Below are 20,271 nucleotides of genomic sequence, written 5' to 3'. Positions count from 1 at the left end.
TTCTTAATCATTAGTGGTTAGTTTTTTCTTCTCTTCCACATGGCTGCCCGGGTGGTTGAGGGTGAGGATGAGTTTCGAGCGGTCGAACACGGCATGTTCGAACTGCTGGTCGAAGGTGATGGCGCCGTGTGGGCAGGCGTTGACGCAGAGCTGGCAGAACATGCACGAACCGAGGTTGTACTCATACTTGGCAAGTATTTTTTTCTTCTTGCCGTCCTCTGTCTCGACGGTTTCGCTTGTCACGCGGATGGTGCCGTTGGGGCAGGCCATCTGGCACAGGCCGCAGGCCACGCAGCGGTGCTCGTTCTGCTCGTTGTGGGGCATGACGAGGGTGCCGCGGAAGCGGTCGAACATCTTCAGCTCCTTGCGGTTTTCGGGGTATTGCTCCGTTACCTTGGGCGTGAAGAACTCACGCATGGTGGTCTTCAGGCCGATGGACAAGCTCTTGATGCCCTTGAAGAAGCTGCTGAAATAAGTGTTGTTATTTTCCATTATTGCTGATTGATAATTTTTATACCTAATACCTGATACTTTTAAAAGTGCAGTTCGTATGCCACCACGATGCTCATGAGCAGCAAGTTGAGCATGGACAGGGGAATGAGGTATTTCCATTCCAGTGTGAGGATCTGGTCGATGCGCAGGCGGGGGAACGTCCATCGCATCCACATCATGAGGAACACGACGAAAAATGCCTTGCCGAAGAACCAGACGACCCCGGGGATGTAGTCCATCGCCGTGTTGAAGCCGTCCAGTCCCGCGATGTGCAGCGGCATCCATCCGCCCAGAAAGACGGTAGCGGCAATGGCGGCCACGATGAACAGGTTCAGATACTCCGCCAAGTAATAGAAGCCAAAGTGCATGCCGCTGTATTCTGTGTGGTAACCGGCAGTCAGTTCGCTTTCGGCCTCGGGTAAGTCGAAAGGCCCTCGATTACATTCGGCGTTTCCGGCGATGAGGTAGATGATGAAAGCGATGACTGCAGGAATGTGCCCTTTGAAGATGAGCCATCCGTCGGCTTGTCCACTTACGATTTCCGATATTTGAAGTGTACCAGTCAGTACTACCATTGTCAGAATACTCATTCCTACAGATAGCTCATAGCTGACAATTTGTGCACCGCTTCGCATGGCGCCGATGAGCGAGAATTTATTATTGGAACTCCATCCGGCCAGCAGGATGCCCACTACACCGATACTCGACGCGGCCAGTAGGAAGAAGATACCCACGTTGAAGTCAAGTACTTCGAGTCCCTTGTTCATGGGCAAACAGGCAAAGGTGAGGAATGAGGCCAGAATCACCATGTAGGGAGCCAGGTTGTAGAGGAAGCGGTCGGCACCTTTGGGGGTGAAGATTTCCTTGGTGAGCATCTTAAACACGTCGCAGAACACCTGCAGGGAGCCGTACTTGCCCACACGGTTCGGGCCGAGGCGGCACTGGAAGAAGGCACACACCTTGCGCTCCATGTAGATGAGGATGATGGCGAGGATGGCATACATCAGCACGATGCACACGCCTATGACGACACACTCGATGAAGACCGCCAGCCCTTCGGGCATCAGGGAGGTCAGCATTTGGTGTATCCAGCTTGTTACAATACTAAAGTCAAACATTTATTTAATTGATAATTGATGATTGATAATTAAGAATGGGCAACAGGCAATCCATTCTTCATTTTCCATTCTCCATTGATTATCTGTCGATGTCGGGCACCACATAGTCCAGCGTACCTCCGATGGCGATGAGGTCGGCAATCTTCGCTCCGCGGCAGATGGTGTTCACGGTGCCCACCAGCGGCAGGCCTGTGGCACGGTAGTGCAGACGATAGGGAGTCTTGTCGCCACGGCTCTCGAGGTAAACGCCAAACTCGCCGCGGCTGCCTTCGACGGCGGCATACCAGCTGCCTTCAGGCACGCGGATGATAGGTTTCATCTTCTCCTGATAGGGGCCTTCGGGGATGTTGTCGATGAGCTGCTCGATGATGTGGAGGCTCTCTTCAATCTCGTTCATGCGCACCATGTAGCGGGCAAAGCAGTCGCCTTCGGTGCGGACTATCTCGTTGAACTGCACTTCATTGTAGGCAGCATAGGGCATGCGCTTGCGCACGTCGCAGGCCCATCCGCTGGCACGGCCTGTACCTCCTGTCGCTCCGAAGGAGATGGCGTCCTCACGGCTCAGCACGCCGATGCCCTTGAGGCGCTGCTGGGCGATGATGTTGCCTGTGAAGATGTCGTGATACTCCTTCAGGTTGTGGCGCATGTAGGGGATGAATTCCTTGACACGCTTCACGAAGTTGGGATGGATGTCGGCCTGCACACCTCCGATGGTGTTATAGTTCAGGATGAGGCGTCCGCCGCAGGTCTCCTCAAAGATGTCGAGCACCTTCTCGCGGTCGCGGAAACCATAGAGGAAGGCTGTCGTGGCACCCAGGTCCTGGCAGAGGCAGGAGAAGAACAGGATGTGCGAGTCGATACGCTGCAGCTCGTCCATGATGGTGCGGATGTATTGCACGCGGCGGCTCACCTCCACGCCCATGGCCTTCTCGATGCACATGCACAGCGCGTGGCGGTTCTGCATGGCGCCCAGGTAGTCCAGACGGTCGGTCAGGGCCAGTGTCTGCGGGTAGGTCAGGCTTTCGTTCATCTTCTCGATGCCGCGGTGGATGTATCCGCAGTTCACGTCAATCTTGTGGATGTTCTCGCCCTCGAGCGATACTCGGAAGCGCAGCACGCCGTGCGTGGCAGGGTGTTGGGGGCCGATGTTCACTACATATTCGTCGTCGCCGAAAAGCACCGTCCGTTCTTCGGTCGTCTCGCCGTCTTGTGTGGCCTTTATTTCGAGGGTGGTGTCCACGGTCTCTTCGTTGGTCATGCGCAGGGGGTTCTCCTTCTGTGGGTCGTTATCCTTGCGCAAGGGATAGCCTACCCAGTCGTTGCGGAGAAAGAGGCGTCGCATGTCGGGATGTCCCACAAAGCGGATGCCGAAGAAGTCGTATACTTCGCGTTCAGGAAATTCGGCTCCGCGCCAGATGTCGGTTACCGAAGGCAATTCGGGTTGCTCGCGATCGAGGGTCGAGGTTTTTACCACTATGCGTTGACCGTTTTCGGTCGATTCTAGGTGGTAGACTACGCCAAGGCCTCTCAGCGCGCCTTCCGCGTCCTTTTCGTCGGGTACTCCCCAGTCCATGCCCGTCAGGCTTTCCAGAAAGTCCATTTTCTGTTCGTTCTTCAGGCGCAGCATTTCGTCGTGCAGCTGCCTGGGCTCGATGTATAGTGTCTTTTCTTCCATATTATTCTTCATTCTTCATATCCTCGTTCTTCATTTTTCTGTTCACTCCTCCGAAGAATTTTTCAATCTTCACCTTGCGCTGCAGCTGCATCATGCCGTAGAGGAAGGCTTCGGGGCGCGGAGGACAGCCGGGCACATAGACGTCGACGGGCAGTATCTGGTCCACGCCCTGCACCACGTGGTAGGACTTGCGGAAGGGGCCTCCACTGACGGCGCATCCGCCCACGGCCACGACGTATTTGGGGTCGGCCATCTGGTCGTACAGGCGTCGGAGTACAGGAGCCATTTTGTGGGTGATGGTGCCGCTTACGAGGATGACATCGGCCTGTCGGGGACTGTTTCGGGTTACTTCGAAACCGAAGCGAGCGATGTCGTATCGGGCGGCACATACAGCCATGAATTCGATGCCACAGCAGCTGGTAGCGAAGGTCAGAGGCCAGAGGGAATTGCTGCGGCCCCAGTCGATAAGCGTATCTAATGCTCCTACTACGACGTTCACGCCGCCGGCGTTCAGTTCTTGAATGATTTTCTCGAGTGTTTCGTTGTCCTGAAATTCTTCGTAAGGGATGGACTTGATGACGGGTTTCTTCGTTACTTCCATTCGAGTGCTCCTTTCCGCCAGGCATAAGCCAGTCCCAGCACTAATACAAAGAAAAAGAAGAGGATGCCTGTTAAAGTTTGCGGTCCCAGTTGCTTCACAGTGATAGCCCATGGAAAAAGAAAGACCGTTTCTACTTCAAACATTAGAAAAAGAATAGCGAAGAGGTAATAGCCTACGCGGAACTGCATCCATGAACGGCCTCGGGTAGGAATACCGCATTCATAGGGCTCCATCTTCTGTGGATTGTACGAGCGGGGCGCTATCGCATGAGAAATGGCGATGACTACGCCCACGAAAATGACAGCCGTCAACACGACGGTAACTAAGAAGGTAAAATTCATAAATCTGACAAGATTTTAGTGTTTGTTATGGGGAGACGTTTCTCCCCTTTTCATTTTCGGTCTGCAAAATTACAAATAAGAATTTATCTATTTGTAATCTCGGAATGACAAAAAATGGTTTTTTTTACACTTTTTATCCTATGTCAAACTTAACTAAAGTAATGCTCGATTTTCTTGATCATCATACTTAGGCAGAAAACAACAACATGATCTCCTGGTTGTATTAGGGTATTACCTGTTACGACGACACCTTCGCCCTGACGGATAAGGCCGCCGATAGTGACTCCTTTGGGCATACCTAAATCTTTAACTGGATGTTTGGTGATCTTGGAGCCTGCCTTGACTGTGAATTCGGCTACATCGGCATTGGCCACAGTCAGGCACTTTACGTTGCTTACGTCGGCATCAAGCATCATTTGGTAGATATGGCTGGCGGCTATCATCTTCTTATTAATTACAGTGCCGATATCTAAGCTTTCAGCCATGCCGATGTAGTCGATGTTTTCTACTTCTGCTACAGTTTTACGTACACCCATACGTTTGGCGGCCAGACAAGCCAAGATGTTTGTTTCAGAATTGCCTGTCAGTGCCACAAAAGCTTCTGTATTCTTCAATCCCTCTTCCAACAGTAAGTCCATGTCGCGACCATCTCCATTTATGATCATAATTCGATCATCTAATATTTCGCTCAAGCGATTGCATCGGCTCAGGTCGTTGTCGATGATCTTCATTTGCATGTAATCGGGGATATATTGTGCTGTTCGTGTGGCAATCCGACTTCCTCCCATGATCATAACGTTGCGTACGTCAGGATAATCTTCCTTGCCCGCTACTTTGCGTACGTAGGGGATATATTTGCGTGTAGTGGTAAAATAGACAATATCATGCAGCTTGATGACGTCGTCGCCTCGTGGAATAAGTGTCTCGTTGCCTCGTTTGATTGCTACGATGTGGTAGGGAAGGTCAGGACCTCCTAATTGGTGTAGAGGTATGTTTAGAATTTCTGCCTTTTCACGCATTTTGGTACCTATCAAGATCAGGGCTCCTCCACAGAATTCCCACCATTGACGCACCCAACTCATGCGGATAGAGGCTACGATTTCTTTGGCGGCCAACATCTCTGGATAGATCAGTGAGTGGACACCCAATTTTTGGAAAAAATCTTTGTTTTTGGGCAATAAGTATTCGTAGTTGTCTATGCGGGCAACGGTTTTTTGTGCGCCAAGATTAGCTGCTAGCAAGCAAGCTGTGACGTTGCGGCTTTCATCAGGAGTGACGGCGATAAACAAGTCGGCATCTTCTACGCCTGCTTCCTTCAGGCCAGATACGGATGTCGGAGAGTCGTTGAAAGCCATCAGGTCGAAGTTCGATCCGAAGGCGTTGAGGCGTTCTTCGTTTTCATCCATCAGGATGATGTCTTGCTTCTCGCGCGAGAGCAACTTGGCTAGGTGTGTGCCTACTGCGCCGGCACCAGCTATGATGATTTTCACTTTACAATCAGAATATTAATGGTTAATTATTCATTGTCTATTGTTCATTGATAATTGGTGGCAGATGCCTTCTTCGTCCATGCCGCACAGGTGGTAGAGCTCGGCCACTGTACCATGTTCGATGAACTGGTCGGGCACGCCAATACGGCGCACGTCGGGCTTGTAACCATGGTCGGCCATAAACTCCAGCACGGCGCTGCCCATGCCTCCGCTGATGACGCCGTCTTCCACTGTGACGATGCGTTGGAAGCGTTGTCCTATCTCGTGGAGCATTTCCTCGTCCAGTGGCTTGAGGAAGCGCAGGTCGTAGTGGGCGATAGACAATCCTTGCTCTTTTTCGGCTCGCGCGATGGCGCGTGCTGCTATGTTGCCGATAGGACCCAGTGTGACGACGGCTATGTCCGTGCCATCCTTCAGGCGGCGTCCTTTGCCCACGGGTATCTCTTCCAGCGGGCAGCGCCAGTCGAGCAGTACGCCCCGTCCACGCGGATAGCGGATGACGAACGGCCCTTTGTCGGGCAGCTGGGCGGTGTACATCAGGCGGCGCAGTTCGTGCTCGTCCAGAGGCGAGGCGATGGTCAGGTTGGGGATGGGGCGGAAGTAAGCCAGGTCGAACACGCCGTGGTGTGTGGGGCCGTCTTCGCCCACCAAGCCAGCACGATCCAGACAGAGTACTACAGGCAGGCGCAGCAGGGCGATGTCGTGTATCACGTTGTCGTAGGCACGCTGCATGAAGCTCGAGTAGATGTTGCAGAAGGGTTGCAGCCCTTCCTTGGCCATGCCGCCCGAGAAGGTGGCCGCGTGTCCCTCGGCGATGCCCACGTCGAAGGCGCGGTCGGGCATGGTTTCCATGAGCTTGTTCATGGAGCAGCCGGTGGGCATGGCGGGCGTCACGCCCACGATGCGTGGGTTCTGCCGTGCCAGTTCCACGAGCGTCTCGCCGAAGACGTCCTGGTAGAGGGGCGGCAGGTGGCTGGTGTCGGCCAGGATGCGTTCGCCCGTGTCGGGGTTGAACTTGCCGGGCGCGTGCCACACGCCGGGATCTTTTTCGGCCGGCTCGAAGCCCTTGCCCTTGGTGGTGTGCAGGTGAAGTATCTTGGGGCCCTTCAGGTCCTTGATATCGTGGAGCACGCGGGCCAGATTCTTCACGTCGTGTCCGTCGATGGGCCCGAAGTATCGGATGTTCATGCCCTCGAAGATGTTCTGCTGCTGGGCGGCCATGGACTTCAGGCTGTTGGCAAAGCGGATGAGGGCCTTGCGCCGCTCTTCGTTGAGGATGCCCATCTTGAAGAGGATGCGCGACATCTTGAAGCGCAGCTGGTTGTAGCGGTTGCTCGTGGTGAGGTTAAAGAGGTACTGCTTCATGCCTCCCACGCTGCGGTCGATGGCCATGTCGTTGTCGTTCAAGATGATGAGCAGGTCGTTCGGCGTGGACGAGGCATTGTTCAGCCCCTCGAAGGCCAGTCCGCCGCTCATGCTGCCGTCGCCGATGACGGCCACCACCCTGCGGTCTGTTTCGCCCTTCTGCCGGGCGGCCACGCACATGCCCAGGGCGGCCGAAATGGAGTTCGACGCATGTCCGCAGGCAAAGGTGTCGTATTCGCTCTCTTCGGGCGAGGGGAAGGGCTTGATGCCCTTGAAGCGGCGGTTGGTCGAGAAGGCGTCGCGACGTCCCGTCAGTATCTTGTGCCCATAGGCTTGGTGCCCCACGTCCCACACGATGCGGTCGTAAGGCGTATTATAGACGTAATGTAAGGCCACGGTGAGTTCTACAGTACCCAGGCTGGCGGCAAAGTGTCCAGGGTTACGCGCCACTTCTTCGATGATGTCCTGTCTCAATTCCTTGCAGACTTCGGGCAGCTGTTCTACCCTCAGTTTCCGCAAGTCTTCAGGGGTAGTGATGCTGTTCAGCAAGCTATATGTAGTCAGGTCCGTATCCATCTTTCTATTGCTATGGTATGTTATAATAGAATGCAAAAGTAACAAAAAGAAATCGGATGTCGGAAATAATTTGCGGAAAAACAATGGATGGCGTGCGTTTCGTCGTTTGGATAAACGCATCGAGTTATGTTAATAAAACTAATACATTGCTTTGTGAGGTGGAAAGCAGTGCTTTCGTGCAGGTAAAACGGTGCTTTCTGTTTATCATTACGGGCAGTAGGGAACTGAATGTGCAGATTGTTCGGAAAATGGCAGGTCGCTTGTCTGTCGGGGCGTGAATGGGAAAGCTTGTATCGGCCGACATTTTCAGGTGGGCGAAAATCTTTATTGGGAAAGATGTTTTCTTGAAATATAGTCTTATCTTTGCGAAAAACTAATTCTTTTTTTCATTATGAGTACAATCTTACAGCTTGCTCCGCAGAATGTGTGGAAGCATTTTTATTCACTGACCCAGATACCCCGCCCGTCAGGGCATGTAGAAAAAGTGACCGAATTTCTGGTGAACTTCGGCAAAGAACTTGGATTGGAGTCGTTTGTCGACGAGGTCGGCAATGTCATCATTCGTAAGCCAGCTACTCCAGGCATGGAGAATCGCAAAGGGGTCATCCTGCAGGCCCACATGGACATGGTGCCGCAGAAGAACAATGATACAGTACATGATTTTACAAAAGATCCGATCGAAACCTATGTGGATGGCGATTGGGTGAAGGCTAAAGGTACGACTTTGGGTGCCGACAATGGCTTGGGCGTAGCGGCTGCTATGGCGGTGCTCGAGGCTCAGGACTTGAAGCACGGTCCTTTGGAAGTGCTCATTACGAAGGATGAAGAGACGGGCATGTATGGTGCTTTCGGCCTTAAGGAAGGTACACTGAAGGGGGATATCCTGCTCAATCTCGACTCGGAGGATGAAGGTGAACTCTACATCGGTTGCGCAGGTGGTATCGACATCACTGCCATGCTGGAGTATAAGGAAGAGGCACCTGCCGAAGGTTTTGTAGCCCGCAAGCTGACGTTGAAAGGGCTTCGTGGCGGACATTCTGGTTTGGAAATCAATCAGGGACGAGGCAACGCCAATAAGTTACTGGCTCGTGTGGTACATGACCTGTTGGTCGAGTTCGATTGCCAGCTGGCTAGCTTTGAGGGTGGTAACATGCGCAATGCCATCCCACGCGAGGCACATGCCGTTTTGCTGTTCAACCCAGAAGATATGGATGGGCTGAATGAATACATTCAAGAATATGAAGCTCAGATCAACGATGAGTACACGACTATCGAGAGCAACATCAGCTTGAAGATGGAGGAAACAGACGTACCTGCTGCTGTAGTACCAGAGGAAATTCAGGACAACATGATCAATGTGCTGATGGCTTGTCAGGACGGTGTGATGCGTATGATACCGACTGTGCCCGATACAGTAGAAACTTCCTCTAATCTAGCCATCGTCATCATTGCCGGCGGAAAGGCGGAAGTGCGTATTTTGGCGCGCAGCTCGTGTGACACGATGAAAGATTTTCTGGCCGACAGCTTGGCCTCTTGTTTCTCGATGGCTGGTATGAAGGTAGAGTTCAGCGGAGCCTATTCTGGCTGGCAACCTAATGTCAATTCTCCTATTTTGCAGGCCATGAAGTTGTCTTATAAAGAACAATTTGGAGTTGAACCTGCTGTAAAGGTCATCCATGCCGGATTGGAGTGTGGCATCATTGGCGCTACCTATAAGAATCTCGATATGATTTCTTTTGGCCCAACGTTGCGTTCTCCTCACTCACCTGACGAACGTGCTTATATCCCAACAGTAGCGAAGTTCTACGATTTCTTGGTTGCTACGCTGGCCAAGACTCCTGAGAAATAAGTCTTTTATATAATATAAGGTATAAGGACCGCATTCCTCCGTATAGGGATGCGGTTTTTTTCTGCCAATCTGTCTGCCTCGCATGACAAAAAATACATTTTGGCAGAGAATGGTATGTGTGAACTTTAGAAAAATTGATGCAGGTCAAGAAATATGCTATAAAACATGTTTTTTACCTTCTGAACGCTTGCGATTTTAAATAAAGGCACTAATTTTGTGTTGTAAAACATGAAATCAATGAGATTTCGGTAAGTTTTCAATAGGATAACAAAATTGTTTTAGGAGGATAACAAAATGAAAATGTTAAAGAAAATCTTTAAGAATGTCGGAAAGGCCGACAAGAACATTTGGGGTTATGTAATGCTCTAAGCATTTACATCCCCCAATTGAAAAAGAGAATTGAAAACCAGTTTCAACTATTAGTAAAGAAAGGGTTTTGATTATGAAAAAATTATTGGTTTATTTGATAAATGCTTTGTCCATTATGGGCGAAAGCGAAATGCTCTCCATGGGATATGGAAGCGAGAGATAAAGCACATTTAGTTGAAAAACAAATTAATAATAAGCGGAGACGTACGTTGAGTATATCTCCGCTTTTTTATTAGTCGTCTGGGATAGATGTTCAGAATGTTTCGCCAGGTTGAGGCCAACAAGGTGAAGGTACATGCATCTTTTGCATGGCTTGGTCAAACTCTTGTACCATTTCAGGGTATTTGTCGGCCAAGTTGGTTGTTTCGGATGGATCTTCCTTTAAATTGTATAACTCTAAAGGCTGGTCGGGTTTGATGGTTACGCATTTCCAGTCGCCTTTGCGTGCAGCACGTTGCTTGCCTGGGAATTCCCAATAAAGCATTCGATCGTTTGTGTTTATCTGCTGACCATAGAAAAGAGGGAGAATATTCATACCATTGAGGTCCTTGGGCAGATAGGCAGTAGCTTCAGTCAAAGCGGCAAGTGTTGGCATCATGTCTGGGAAATAGATCATGTTTTCGAGTTTCTGTACAGGGACTTTACCGGGCTGGTTAACGATGAAGGGGACGCGTATTCCGCCTTCATAGAGCATTCCTTTCCGCCCTCTGAAACCAGCATTGCAGTTCAACACTTCGAGAGGGGCTTGAATAGCAGCTCCATTATCTGATGCAAAGATAATCAGCGTGTTTTCTCGTAAATTGAGTTGCTCCAGCTCGTCTAGCAACCGGCCGATGGCAGCATCCATGTGTGTGATGAGGGAAGCGTACCGTTTGGTGTCTGGTGTCCATGTCTCTTGCCCTTCATACCATGCCGTTTGGTCTATGTTATAGGGCTCATGAGGTGCATCGTAGGCAAGGTATAGAAAGAAGGGATTGTTTTTATTTCTGCGAATGAAAGCAATGGCATCATTGGTGCTCAAGTCGTTATTGTGTATGCCATGTTTCCCGTTTGCATTTTCAGGGATATTGATGAGCGAGTCACCATGGAAACGATAGTAGGGATAATAGTAGGGTGAATTGCTATGGACAGTAGAAATGGTCCATCCGTAGAACTCATCAAAGCCTCGATGGTTGGGAGACGCACCTTTGTCGTAGCCGTCCAAGTGCCATTTATTAACCAGGCATGTACGATAACCTGCTGCGCTGAGCACGGTGGCGATTGTCGTGTCTTGGGGTAGCAGATTGGCTCGTCGTACGATCGTGGAGTCTCCGCCAGGATTCACTTTGATGCCGGCAATGCCTCCAGCAGTACACATATTATCGCGTATACGAGTATTTCCTGTATTTTTTCCTGTCATCAATGCGCATCTTGATGGTGAACTAATGCCACTTCCTGCATAACATTGTTCAAAGCGTGTACCAGTTTCAGCTAACTTGTCGATGTTGGGCGTCTGTACGTATTTGTTGCCATAGCAGGATAGATCTCCGTATCCCATGTCGTCGGCCAAGATGAAGATGATGTTTGGCCTGTCGGGTGTTGCCTGTTTATCCTTCTCATGCGTGGAAAGGCAGGATGTGAGAGCAATGCCGGCTGTGCACAAGCTGCCGGCAAGAATAAGGTTTTTCATGTCAAAAAGTGGATTATAGTTGGTTTTCGATGCTAAATATATAATAAAGAAAAGTAAGATATGGCAGCCTGAGTCGATAAATAACGCTTTGAAGGTGCGAAAAGAACAAAAGCAAAAGTGCCTCAGTCAAAATAGACAGTTTGTGTGATACCTAATTCATTGTTTCCTTTTTGGTAATATACCTAATTCTAGTGATTGTGACATCCATGCCGATGCGCTATCTTTGCAACATCAGATTTGAATGAATTAGTTAGTCATAATTACGTAACCACTTTTATTAAGGTAAATAAATCCCCGCTTCCCGATGTGATATCGTGGAGCGGGATTTTTTTTTAGAGCTATTACAAATTAACGCAGATTGATGCAGGCAATTATAGATATCTGTATCAATCTGCGTAATTTATGATGAAGGAATACTTTTAAAGTTTCTCCTTGATGTCGCTCAACTCCACTAGCTTGTTGACGATGGCATAGATGGTGAGGCCGGCGGGCGAGTGTATCTGCAGCTTGCGCGCGATGTTGCGGCGGTGGGTGATGACGGTGTGGATGCTCAGGAAGAGCTTGTCGGCAATAGCTTTGTTCGTCATGCCCTTCACAACGCAGGTCACGATTTCCTTTTCGCGCTGGCTCAGCGTGTCCGATTCGTTGTCCTTCTCCTCCTCTTCCTCCTCGTCGCCACGGAGCAGGCCGTTCAGCTTGGCGGCGATGATGTCGAGGTCGTCGCAGATGGAGAAACGCTCGTCGTAGTCCTTCAGCACGTTGTTGTGCGTTACCGACGAGATGAGGGCGATGTACTTCACACCCGTCAGGCGAGGATGTTCGGCCTTGAAGGCGGGCAGGTTGAACCATCCGTCGAACGAAGGATTGATGATGACCATGTCCGGCTGGTGCAGGTGGGCGTAGTGGCTCAGCGCTTCGACAGAGTTTACCTCGATGGGATGGATGTCGAGGTTGGGGATGCGTTTCAATACGGCCGATACGCCACTTCGGATGATGATGGACGCTTCGGCCACGACTATCTTCAAGGACTGGTTATTGGTGCTCATCTTTCAGTCTCCTTTCCATTTGCGCCACGGCGGGCACAAACATATAGTCCTCCACCTGGCAGTGCGACGCCAGGTCCTGCTCACAATTGAAGATATCGAACAGGACGGCGTTCAGCAGGTTGTTGTTCTCCTTTTCGGGGTAATACTTGATGATGATGTTCTTCAGTTCCGTCAGCTTGCGGTCTATCTGGTTGTGGTGGCTGGCGAAGGTGGCGATGTCATAGGTGTCGGACAAGTGGCCTCGCAACAGCCCGTCCACGTAGGTGAAGACAGCCTGGTTCTCGTACTCCATGTGGCGGCGCACCTCCTTGGCATATTCGTCGAAGAACTTCAGGATGAGGAAGGCCACATCGTTGGTGCCCGAGCAGTCGATGGCCTCGATGAGCTTGCGTCGGATGGCAGGCAGGTTGAAGTCGAGAAAGTACGTGTGCGCCCGCTTCAGGTAGTCCATCAGGGCGGTGAGCGAGAAGTCGTCCTCCTCGCCGCTGTACGTGTAGGGTTCGTGGCTGATGAAGTTGGCTACGGCCAGAAAGGTCTTGTAGTCCACTCCCTGTGCCTGGCAGACGTCCTTCACCGAACGGTCGCCGAAGCCCAGCGACAAGCCGAAGCGGCTCATCACCATCAGTAGGGAGTAATTGTCGCAGATGAGGTCGCTCATCTTGTCTGTGGCGCGGTATTTATGAGGTTCGTTCATGGGCGTAAATGCTTGTTACTGTTATAACTGCCTTATGGCAGCGGTTGTTCTTTACTCGGCCGCAAATTAACGATTTTTTGGTGGATGGCGCAATCCCCATTTGTAGGTATTTCATTCTTGGATGGAAAGCAATGCTTTCGTCCTCGCAAAACGGTGCTTTCGTCCTTGGAAAGCACTGTTTTCTTTCCTTTCCTCAAGCAAACTAAATCTTTTAGTTCTTATTAACGAGAAAAATTAGTTTATGAACTAAATTCTTTCGTTATTTGCGGAAAACAAAAGGTAATTATGAAAGGACTGACCGCAAAAGAAGAAGAAATCATGGGCTTTTTCTGGGAAAAAGGCCCGCTGTTCGTAAAAGAAATGCTAGCTTTTTATGACGAGCCGAAGCCTCATTTCAATACCCTGTCCACCATTGTGCGCGGGCTCGAAGAGAAAGGTTACCTGTCGCACAAGGCCTATGGCAACACCTATCAATATTATGCCACCGTCAGCCGCGACGACTTCAGCCGCCGTACCTTGCGGAGCGTCATCAGCAAGTATTTCAATAACTCCTACCTGGGCGCCGTGTCGTCGCTGGTGAAGGAGGAGGACATCTCGCTGAAGGAGCTCAAGGAACTGATACAGAAGGTCGAGGAGGGGCAGTTATGAGGAAGCGCTTGCTCTTGATAATGGGGTTGCTTTGTGGCTTCGTCTTGCTTTCGTGGGGGCAGTCGGACGGCAAAAAGGAGCCGAAGCTGTTGGTGGACGGCTGTTTCTTCACCGAATCGCCCTCCGAACTTCAGGGAGCCACTTACCAGATGTCTATTCTGAAGAGCGACGACGGACGAACGATGATGCTGGTGACGGGTATTAAATTGAGCGAAGAATCGAAGAAATATGCCGTTCCCCTGTTGGAAGTGAAGGATGCCAACTATTGGCTGGAGAAGGCGAAAGAGAACAAAGAGTTCCTGTCAATAAGCGATTACGTCCCCAAGATGGCCTTGAACGAGGGCGAGCGCATCAAGCCCTTCAGTGTGCAGGCCACGGACGGCACCCGCTGGACCGATGGCAATACGCAGGGACGTCCGCTGGTGTTGAACTTCTGGTACACAGGTTGCGGCCCTTGCATCCGCGAGATGCCCGAGTTGAACGGGTGGATGGATGCCTGTCCCGACGTGAACTATCTGGCCGTCACCTGGAATACGCCCGAACAGATACAGAAGATTGTAGAGCGTCGTGGCTTTCGCTTCCATCAGGTGGCAGGCGACTCCGCGTTGTGGAATATGTTCGGCGTGCAGCAGACGCCCACAACGGTGGTACTCGACAAGCAAGGCGTGGTGCGCAAGCTCGTGATAGGCACCAGCCAGCAGAAGCGCGATGAACTGCTGGAGGCTATCCGGCAGGTGTCGGGCGAGAAACAATGATCAGTTGGATAATTTAGAATAGAATCCGTATGAAAAAGATATTATTGATAATGTTGTCCGTGCTGTGCTGGTTAAGTGGGTACGCACAACTGAAGGTGGTGGAGAAACCTTACTTCCTGGGTGGGGAGACAAGGCTGGAAGTGAACCGTGTATCTCTCTATGATGATCGTACGGTGGTCGACGTGGACTATTATGCCGGAGCCATGGGAGATGAAATCAGGTTGTCCCCTTCGGCCACTTTGTCGGCCGGAGGCAAGCAATATGCCTTGAAGAAGGCTGAAGGCATTTCGACCGCGGAGGATTTGGAGGTAGCCGCTAACGGGAAAGTCAGCATGCAGTGGACATTCGAGCCACTTCCGCTCGATGTCGCCACGTTTGACTTTCAGGAAAATGTGGACCGTGGTTGGAAGCTGAATCAGATACATTTGGACGGCAAAAAGCCCGAAATCGTTGTGCCTGAACGTTTGATCAGTCATCGGCCTGACTATGATCGCCCTCTGCCGACGGCCGAGCCTGCCTTTGGAAAGTTCCGCATCACCGTCCGTTTCTTGGGCAAGGTATCTCCGGGCAATATCCGTTATGGCTTGAGCGAATGGGGCGCGCAGTCGTTCCTGCCTGTTTCAGTCGAAGAGAAGGACGGCGTTTGTGTGATAGACGACTACCTGACCCATCCGGGGTTGAAGTCATTCTACGTGGGCAGACGGAAGTTTTCGGTCTTTGTGGTGCCAGGTAGCGAGGTGACGATGACCATTAACTATTATGCCATGCAGATGGCGGGTACGCATCTCTTTGGCGAAGAATACAAGGACGTGCAGAAGGTGTGGTTCGGGGGTGATTACGACGGGCTGAACACAGTCTTGGCCAACGGCCCTTATAGCCTGGATGCGACCGACGAACTGGATGATATCGGTACCTTGTCGGTGGACGAACTGAAAGAGAAGGTATTGGCTTATTACGCACGGGTGAATCAGTGGCTGGAGAACGATGCTTCGCTCAGTGAGCCTGTGAAGAGGTTGTTGCACTTGGAATTGCAGGCTCTTACATTCAGCAACGTTTCCTCTGCCAAGTACATCATAGGTTATGCTCCACGGGCTAAAGGGCAGAAGCGGGGCAACTTGGTAGAAGGGCCTGGCTTCCGCGACGAAATCATGGCACTTGACTCCCTCCGCTCACCGGCCATGATGATGACTACGCGCTATTCGAGCATTGTGTCGGCCTTGAGTGAGGCTCACGACCTTGCCGCAGACCATGCCTGGTGCAAGGATATGGAAAGCACGGCCTTGAACGAGATGGCGCGCCGCTATCTGGGACGTATGGCTCCGCTGCCCGATACGTTGCTGGCCAAGGTGGACAGCTTGCAGACGTCTGCCATCCGCGAATATGTCCTGACCAAACACCACGAATACGCAGAGGCTCTGAAAAAGTCTGCCAATGAAGGCGACGGTTACACCATTGCTACGCTGGACGCTTCCGTCAGGGGCGACAGCCTGTTGCCGGCCATTGCTGCCCGTCACAAGGGACGTGTGGTGTTGATAGACTTTTGGGCCACGTGGTGCGGCCCGTGCCGTCAGGCCATGAAGAGCATGAAGCCGATGAAGGAGGAACTGAAGGGCAAGGAGGTGGACTTTGTGTTCGTGACCGACGAAACCTCTCCGCAGGTGTTATGGAAGAAGATGATTCCCGACATTCACGGCGAGCATTATTATCTGACCAACGCACAGAATGCCGACCTGTTGAAGAAATATCAGTTCACAGGCATCCCCGCCTACCTGATACTGGACAGGGAAGGCCGCGTGGTGTACCAACATGTAGGTTTCCCAGGCACGGAGGTTATGAAGCAGGAGTTGGAGAAAGCATTAGGAACGTTTTAAGTTGACAAATGAATATGGGAACCTTTTTAGTTTATATACTCAAGTCTGCCGCCTGCCTGGCGGTATTCTACCTGTTCTATAAATTGCTGATGAGCCGCGACACGTTTCATCGCTTCAACCGCTTTGCCCTGCTGGGGTTGCTGGTGCTCTCGTCCGTGCTGCCGCTGGTGGAAGTCAGCGTGAATCGTCCCGCTCCTGTCCACGAGACGATGCTCACGTTGGAGCAACTCCTCCTGCTGGCCGATGTGCAGACGGAGGGCGAGGCTGTGGCTCAACCCACTACGGCCCTGTGGGTGCGCGTGGCTCTGCTGGTCTATCTGGCGGGCATTGTCTTCTTTGCCGTGCGTAACCTATGGTCGCTGGGGCGGCTGGCTGTCTTGCTTCGTCGAGGCCGTCTGGAGCAGCTGGCCGACTGGTTGCCGGGCAGGACAGAGAACGTAAGGTTGGTGGTGCACAATCGTGACATCGCCCCTTTCAGCTGGATGTGCTACATTGTCCTCTCGCGCAAGGACCTTGAGGAGAACGGTCGCGAGATACTCATCCACGAGCTGGCCCACATCCGCAACCATCACTCGTGGGACCTGCTGTTGGCCGACCTTTGCATTTTCGTGCAGTGGTTCAACCCCGCCGCATGGCTCCTGAAGCAAGAATTGCAGACCATCCACGAGTACGAGGCCGACGATACCGTGTTGCGCGAGGGCGTGGACGCAAAGAAATATCAGATGTTGTTAATAAAAAAAGCTGTCGGCACAAGGCTCTACTCTATGGCCAACAGCTTTAATCACAGTTCACTTAAAAAACGTATCACTATGATGTTAAAAGAAAAGTCAAGTCCGTGGGCGCAGGTGAAGTACCTCTATGTACTCCCGCTGGCGGCACTGGCCGTGTCGGCCTTTGCCCGTCCCGAAGTGTCGGCCGTGGCCGACGAGCTTTCAAGCGCCAAAGTTAATGATTTGGTGGCAAGTATGAAAACAAATCAGGTAGAAACTGCCTCCGTCGCGGTGAAAGATACCTTGATGCCCGACGAGCCCGTCTTCGAGGTGGTGGAGCAGATGCCCGAGTTTCCCAACGGGGGCGTAACGGGGCTGACGGAGTATATCAAGCAGAACCTGCGCTATCCCGCCGAAGCCAAGAAGGCAGGCACGCAAGGACGCGTGGTTGTCCAGTTCCTGATCAACAAGAACGGTGCCATCAGCGATGTGAGTGTGCTGCGCAGCGTTGACCGCCTGCTCGATGCCGAGGCTGTCCGCCTCGTTCGCTCCATGCCCAAGTGGAAGCCGGGTATGCAGAAGGGGAAGGCGGTGACGGTGAAGTACACCTTGCCTGTGCAGTTCAGACTGAAGGATGTGGAAGCGGAGGCTTCGGACAAAAAGAACCATCTGATTATCGTGGAAGGGGCTCAAACGGGCTATGCGGACATATCGATACAGGTGAACGGTCGGGAGGTGACTCCTGAAATCCTTCGCGCCCTCAATCCTGACCGTATTCAGTCAGTTTCCATTCTGAAGGAACCTGTCGATGTGGCGAAGTACACGACGGACAAGAGCAAGAAAGCCGTGATGCAGGTCACGCTGAAGAAGGAAGATCCGAAAGCTTTGGCAGGCGCCGTGTCCACCATCCGCGTGTCGGACAACGCCTCGAAGGCGCAGGTGGTAATTGACGGTGTAATGGTGGATGGGGCCAAGTTGAAGTCCTTGTCACCCGACCAGATTGAGTCTATTAACATTTTGAAGCCCGAGGAAGCTAATATCTTCTATGGCGAGGCAGGCAAGAACGGCGTCATTGTTGTCCGTACCAAGTCCGCAGCCAGTGCGAAGGACGGCGAACTGAAGGTCAGCGGGCAGGTGGTGGACCCGCAGGGCGAGCCCGTTATCGGCGCCTATATCACAATTGAAGGTACGACCAACGGTACTGTGACCGACGTGGATGGCAAATTCACGCTCACGGCCCCTAACGATGCCATGCTCAAGGTGGGCTATATTGGCATGAAGGAGGCCCGGCTCAAGGCTTCACCTATTTTGGTAGTGAAGCTGGAGGAAGAATGAGCATAGCTATGATGAAGTACTTGGCGTGGCTGCTTGTCTGGATTGCTTGCTGTGGAACCGTGTGGGGAGCTTCCCCGTCCGATAGGAAATTCGTTATTCGTTGGAACTTGAAGAATATGCCCGACAGTGTGAAGGGGGTACTTTATGATTTCAATCCCCACATGAGCGCCGCCAAAGCCATTGCCGAGTTCTCCTTGCAGGACGGACTGATGGTCTATGAAGATACGATTTCCCGCCCTCGTCATCTGAGGTTTTTCGGTTGGGGAAAAGGTTTTCCCAACTGGGTGCTCGACTTGTGGGTGGAGCCTGGCGGTTGGATTGACTTTCAGGGCGAGGACAAGTGGTTGAACCGATGGACGGTGACGACCAACATCGGCCTGCAGAAAGACATGGTGGGTTATGAGGCCTGCGTTGCCGCTGAGGTGGAAGAAATCCTCCGTCTGGACGCAGAAACCGAGCGAGGGGACAGCTTATCTTTGAAACGCTTGCGTGAACTGAACAATCGTATTGTCAGCAAGGGACTTTCCTATCTGAAGACGATACCCGTAACGGAAGCATGGTTGGATAAGTTTCTGGAAATCGCCTGGTATGCCACAGGCCAACAAGACTTCCTGGCCTCCTGTCGTCCCGACTTCCAGCAGCTCTATGCCCGTCTTCCCCTCGATTGGCAGAATACGGAGAGGGGGAAACTGATGGAGTCGTACGCTTTTCCCGCTCCTACGGTGGATGAAGGTGACGAGATGGTGGATGGGCTTCTTTATGACGCTGAAGGCGGGAAGCATCACTTGTCCGAGCTGAAAGGCCGCTACATTCTGCTTGACTTTTGGAGCGTGGCTTGCGGTCCTTGTCGCATGGCAGAGCCGGAGCTGAAGGAGATAGCCGAAATCTATGCGGATAAGCTGGCGTTGGTAGGTATTTGTACCGACGATAAAGAGCGGTGGACTACTTTTCTGTCCGAACACGAGATGCCCGGCCACCAATGGAACGAACTGAAAGCTGGCGGGCGGACGCTTGCGTCGCGTTACAAAATGAGCGGCATCCCTTATTTTGTACTGATAGCTCCCGACGGGAAGATACTGGAGATATGGAAAGGTTATCGGATGGGAGTCTTGAAAAAGAAGTTGGAGAAACAGGTATTTGCCTTGTCAAAGTGACACTTTGATTTCCCAAGTCCGCGAGAATCGCGTATTTCGGACGCGAGGCGGGCTTGGTGGAAAAGAATGGAGTAGCAACCACCTTTCTCTCTTATAGACAGGAAGATAGCGAAAACTTTACATTTGAAATAGCGTGGAAAACCGCCATTTGAAGCCGCCGAAACGAGGTTTTTGTCCTCTTTCGGCGGTTTTTTCATGGGAAACAGGCGTTGTTCGGCCTCAAAACATACCCACTTTTGCTTGAAAAACGGCTTTCTTTCGTCATAAAACCTGCTTTCTGCTTGCAGGAAACCTATGTTTTACCGACAGAAAGTGGACGTTTTGTTACCAAAAAGTCTGCTTTTTCTGTTTTCGCTTCCTGCTTTTCCCTCTTTTTCTTCTTTTCTTGGCTTTTCTGGAAAAAAGGCTTGTCAGTAAAATGAAGGATTTGCTTTCTTTTTGTTATCCCTGTCCGTAAGGGCATGGTTTTTCCGTTTAAAATAGTATCTTTGTACTTTGTGAACGTAAACGAGA

The 20,271-nt window shown here is 51.6% G+C and carries 18 protein-coding genes; 7 read left to right on the top strand and 11 right to left on the bottom strand.

Features of this window, described 5'->3' with window-relative positions; genetic code table 11:
- Positions 1 to 3: 3 nt before the first annotated feature.
- From HF894_RS04750 to dxs, 7 genes are all read right to left on the bottom strand, one after another.
- Positions 4 to 492, bottom strand: a complete 489-nt coding sequence (locus HF894_RS04750; protein ID WP_075318734.1) for a 4Fe-4S binding protein — start codon at positions 490 to 492, stop codon at positions 4 to 6.
- 41 nt (positions 493 to 533) lie between these two features.
- A complete protein-coding gene (gene nuoH, locus HF894_RS04745; RefSeq protein WP_021848585.1) occupies positions 534 to 1,610 on the bottom strand; it encodes an NADH-quinone oxidoreductase subunit NuoH in 1,077 nt (358 codons plus the stop codon).
- 79 nt (positions 1,611 to 1,689) lie between these two features.
- Positions 1,690 to 3,285, bottom strand: coding sequence for an NADH-quinone oxidoreductase subunit D (locus HF894_RS04740; RefSeq protein ID WP_204971293.1), 1,596 nt, complete (start codon positions 3,283 to 3,285; stop codon positions 1,690 to 1,692).
- A gap of 1 nt (position 3,286) precedes the next feature.
- Complete coding sequence (locus HF894_RS04735) at positions 3,287 to 3,886, bottom strand: NADH-quinone oxidoreductase subunit B (RefSeq protein WP_204971292.1); 600 nt, start codon at positions 3,884 to 3,886, stop codon at positions 3,287 to 3,289.
- A complete protein-coding gene (locus HF894_RS04730; RefSeq protein WP_021848588.1) occupies positions 3,877 to 4,227 on the bottom strand; it encodes an NADH-quinone oxidoreductase subunit A in 351 nt (116 codons plus the stop codon). The genes HF894_RS04735 and HF894_RS04730 overlap by 10 nt, the downstream gene beginning before the upstream one ends.
- A gap of 149 nt (positions 4,228 to 4,376) precedes the next feature.
- Positions 4,377 to 5,717 (bottom strand): Trk system potassium transporter TrkA, encoded by a 1,341-nt coding sequence (gene trkA, locus HF894_RS04725; protein ID WP_021848589.1) that lies wholly within the window; start codon positions 5,715 to 5,717, stop codon positions 4,377 to 4,379.
- Positions 5,718 to 5,747: 30 nt separating this feature from the next.
- Complete coding sequence (gene dxs, locus HF894_RS04720) at positions 5,748 to 7,658, bottom strand: 1-deoxy-D-xylulose-5-phosphate synthase (protein WP_204971291.1); 1,911 nt, start codon at positions 7,656 to 7,658, stop codon at positions 5,748 to 5,750.
- A gap of 56 nt (positions 7,659 to 7,714) precedes the next feature.
- Between dxs and HF894_RS04715 the strand changes: the two genes are divergently transcribed.
- Both HF894_RS04715 and HF894_RS04710 read left to right on the top strand, forming a co-directional pair.
- On the top strand, positions 7,715 to 7,936 hold the full coding sequence (locus HF894_RS04715) for a hypothetical protein (RefSeq protein ID WP_204971290.1): 222 nt from the start codon (positions 7,715 to 7,717) through the stop codon (positions 7,934 to 7,936).
- A 113-nt stretch (positions 7,937 to 8,049) separates the two neighbouring features.
- The gene (locus tag HF894_RS04710; protein ID WP_204971289.1) at positions 8,050 to 9,507 is read left to right on the top strand and encodes an aminoacyl-histidine dipeptidase; all 1,458 of its coding nucleotides are present in this window, start codon (positions 8,050 to 8,052) and stop codon (positions 9,505 to 9,507) included.
- 622 nt (positions 9,508 to 10,129) lie between these two features.
- Here the strand turns inward: HF894_RS04710 and HF894_RS04705 are convergent.
- From HF894_RS04705 to HF894_RS04695, 3 genes are all read right to left on the bottom strand, one after another.
- Complete coding sequence (locus HF894_RS04705; RefSeq protein ID WP_204971288.1) at positions 10,130 to 11,545, bottom strand: sulfatase-like hydrolase/transferase; 1,416 nt, start codon at positions 11,543 to 11,545, stop codon at positions 10,130 to 10,132.
- Between the two features lie 419 nt (positions 11,546 to 11,964).
- Positions 11,965 to 12,591 (bottom strand): response regulator transcription factor, encoded by a 627-nt coding sequence (locus HF894_RS04700; protein WP_204971287.1) that lies wholly within the window; start codon positions 12,589 to 12,591, stop codon positions 11,965 to 11,967.
- Positions 12,578 to 13,285 (bottom strand): hemerythrin domain-containing protein, encoded by a 708-nt coding sequence (locus HF894_RS04695; protein ID WP_204968764.1) that lies wholly within the window; start codon positions 13,283 to 13,285, stop codon positions 12,578 to 12,580. Before HF894_RS04695 ends, HF894_RS04700 begins: the two co-directional genes overlap by 14 nt.
- Positions 13,286 to 13,570: 285 nt before the next feature.
- Between HF894_RS04695 and HF894_RS04690 the strand changes: the two genes are divergently transcribed.
- The 5 genes from HF894_RS04690 to HF894_RS04670 are packed head-to-tail and all read left to right on the top strand — an operon-like array spanning position 13,571 to position 19,758.
- Positions 13,571 to 13,933: a BlaI/MecI/CopY family transcriptional regulator gene (locus HF894_RS04690; protein WP_022020699.1), complete on the top strand. Its 363-nt coding sequence runs from the start codon at positions 13,571 to 13,573 to the stop codon at positions 13,931 to 13,933.
- Complete coding sequence (locus tag HF894_RS04685; protein ID WP_204971286.1) at positions 13,930 to 14,688, top strand: TlpA family protein disulfide reductase; 759 nt, start codon at positions 13,930 to 13,932, stop codon at positions 14,686 to 14,688. Before HF894_RS04690 ends, HF894_RS04685 begins: the two co-directional genes overlap by 4 nt.
- A 29-nt stretch (positions 14,689 to 14,717) precedes the next feature.
- A complete protein-coding gene (locus HF894_RS04680; protein ID WP_204971285.1) occupies positions 14,718 to 16,559 on the top strand; it encodes a TlpA family protein disulfide reductase in 1,842 nt (613 codons plus the stop codon).
- A gap of 14 nt (positions 16,560 to 16,573) precedes the next feature.
- Positions 16,574 to 18,604, top strand: coding sequence for a M56 family metallopeptidase (locus HF894_RS04675; RefSeq protein WP_204971284.1), 2,031 nt, complete (start codon positions 16,574 to 16,576; stop codon positions 18,602 to 18,604).
- Positions 18,605 to 18,612: 8 nt separating this feature from the next.
- Entirely contained in the window at positions 18,613 to 19,758 is a 1,146-nt protein-coding gene (locus tag HF894_RS04670; protein ID WP_204971283.1) for a TlpA family protein disulfide reductase, read from the top strand.
- A gap of 292 nt (positions 19,759 to 20,050) precedes the next feature.
- Here HF894_RS04670 and HF894_RS04665 read toward each other — a convergent pair whose 3' ends face one another.
- Complete coding sequence (locus tag HF894_RS04665) at positions 20,051 to 20,221, bottom strand: hypothetical protein (protein ID WP_021848602.1); 171 nt, start codon at positions 20,219 to 20,221, stop codon at positions 20,051 to 20,053.
- Positions 20,222 to 20,271: the final 50 nt, after the last annotated feature.

Source organism: Caecibacteroides pullorum, assembly GCF_019239235.1.
GTDB lineage: Bacteria > Bacteroidota > Bacteroidia > Bacteroidales > Bacteroidaceae > Bacteroides > Bacteroides pullorum.
Note: the sequence above shows the minus strand (reverse complement) of the source record. Positions and strands in the feature narration are given on the sequence as shown.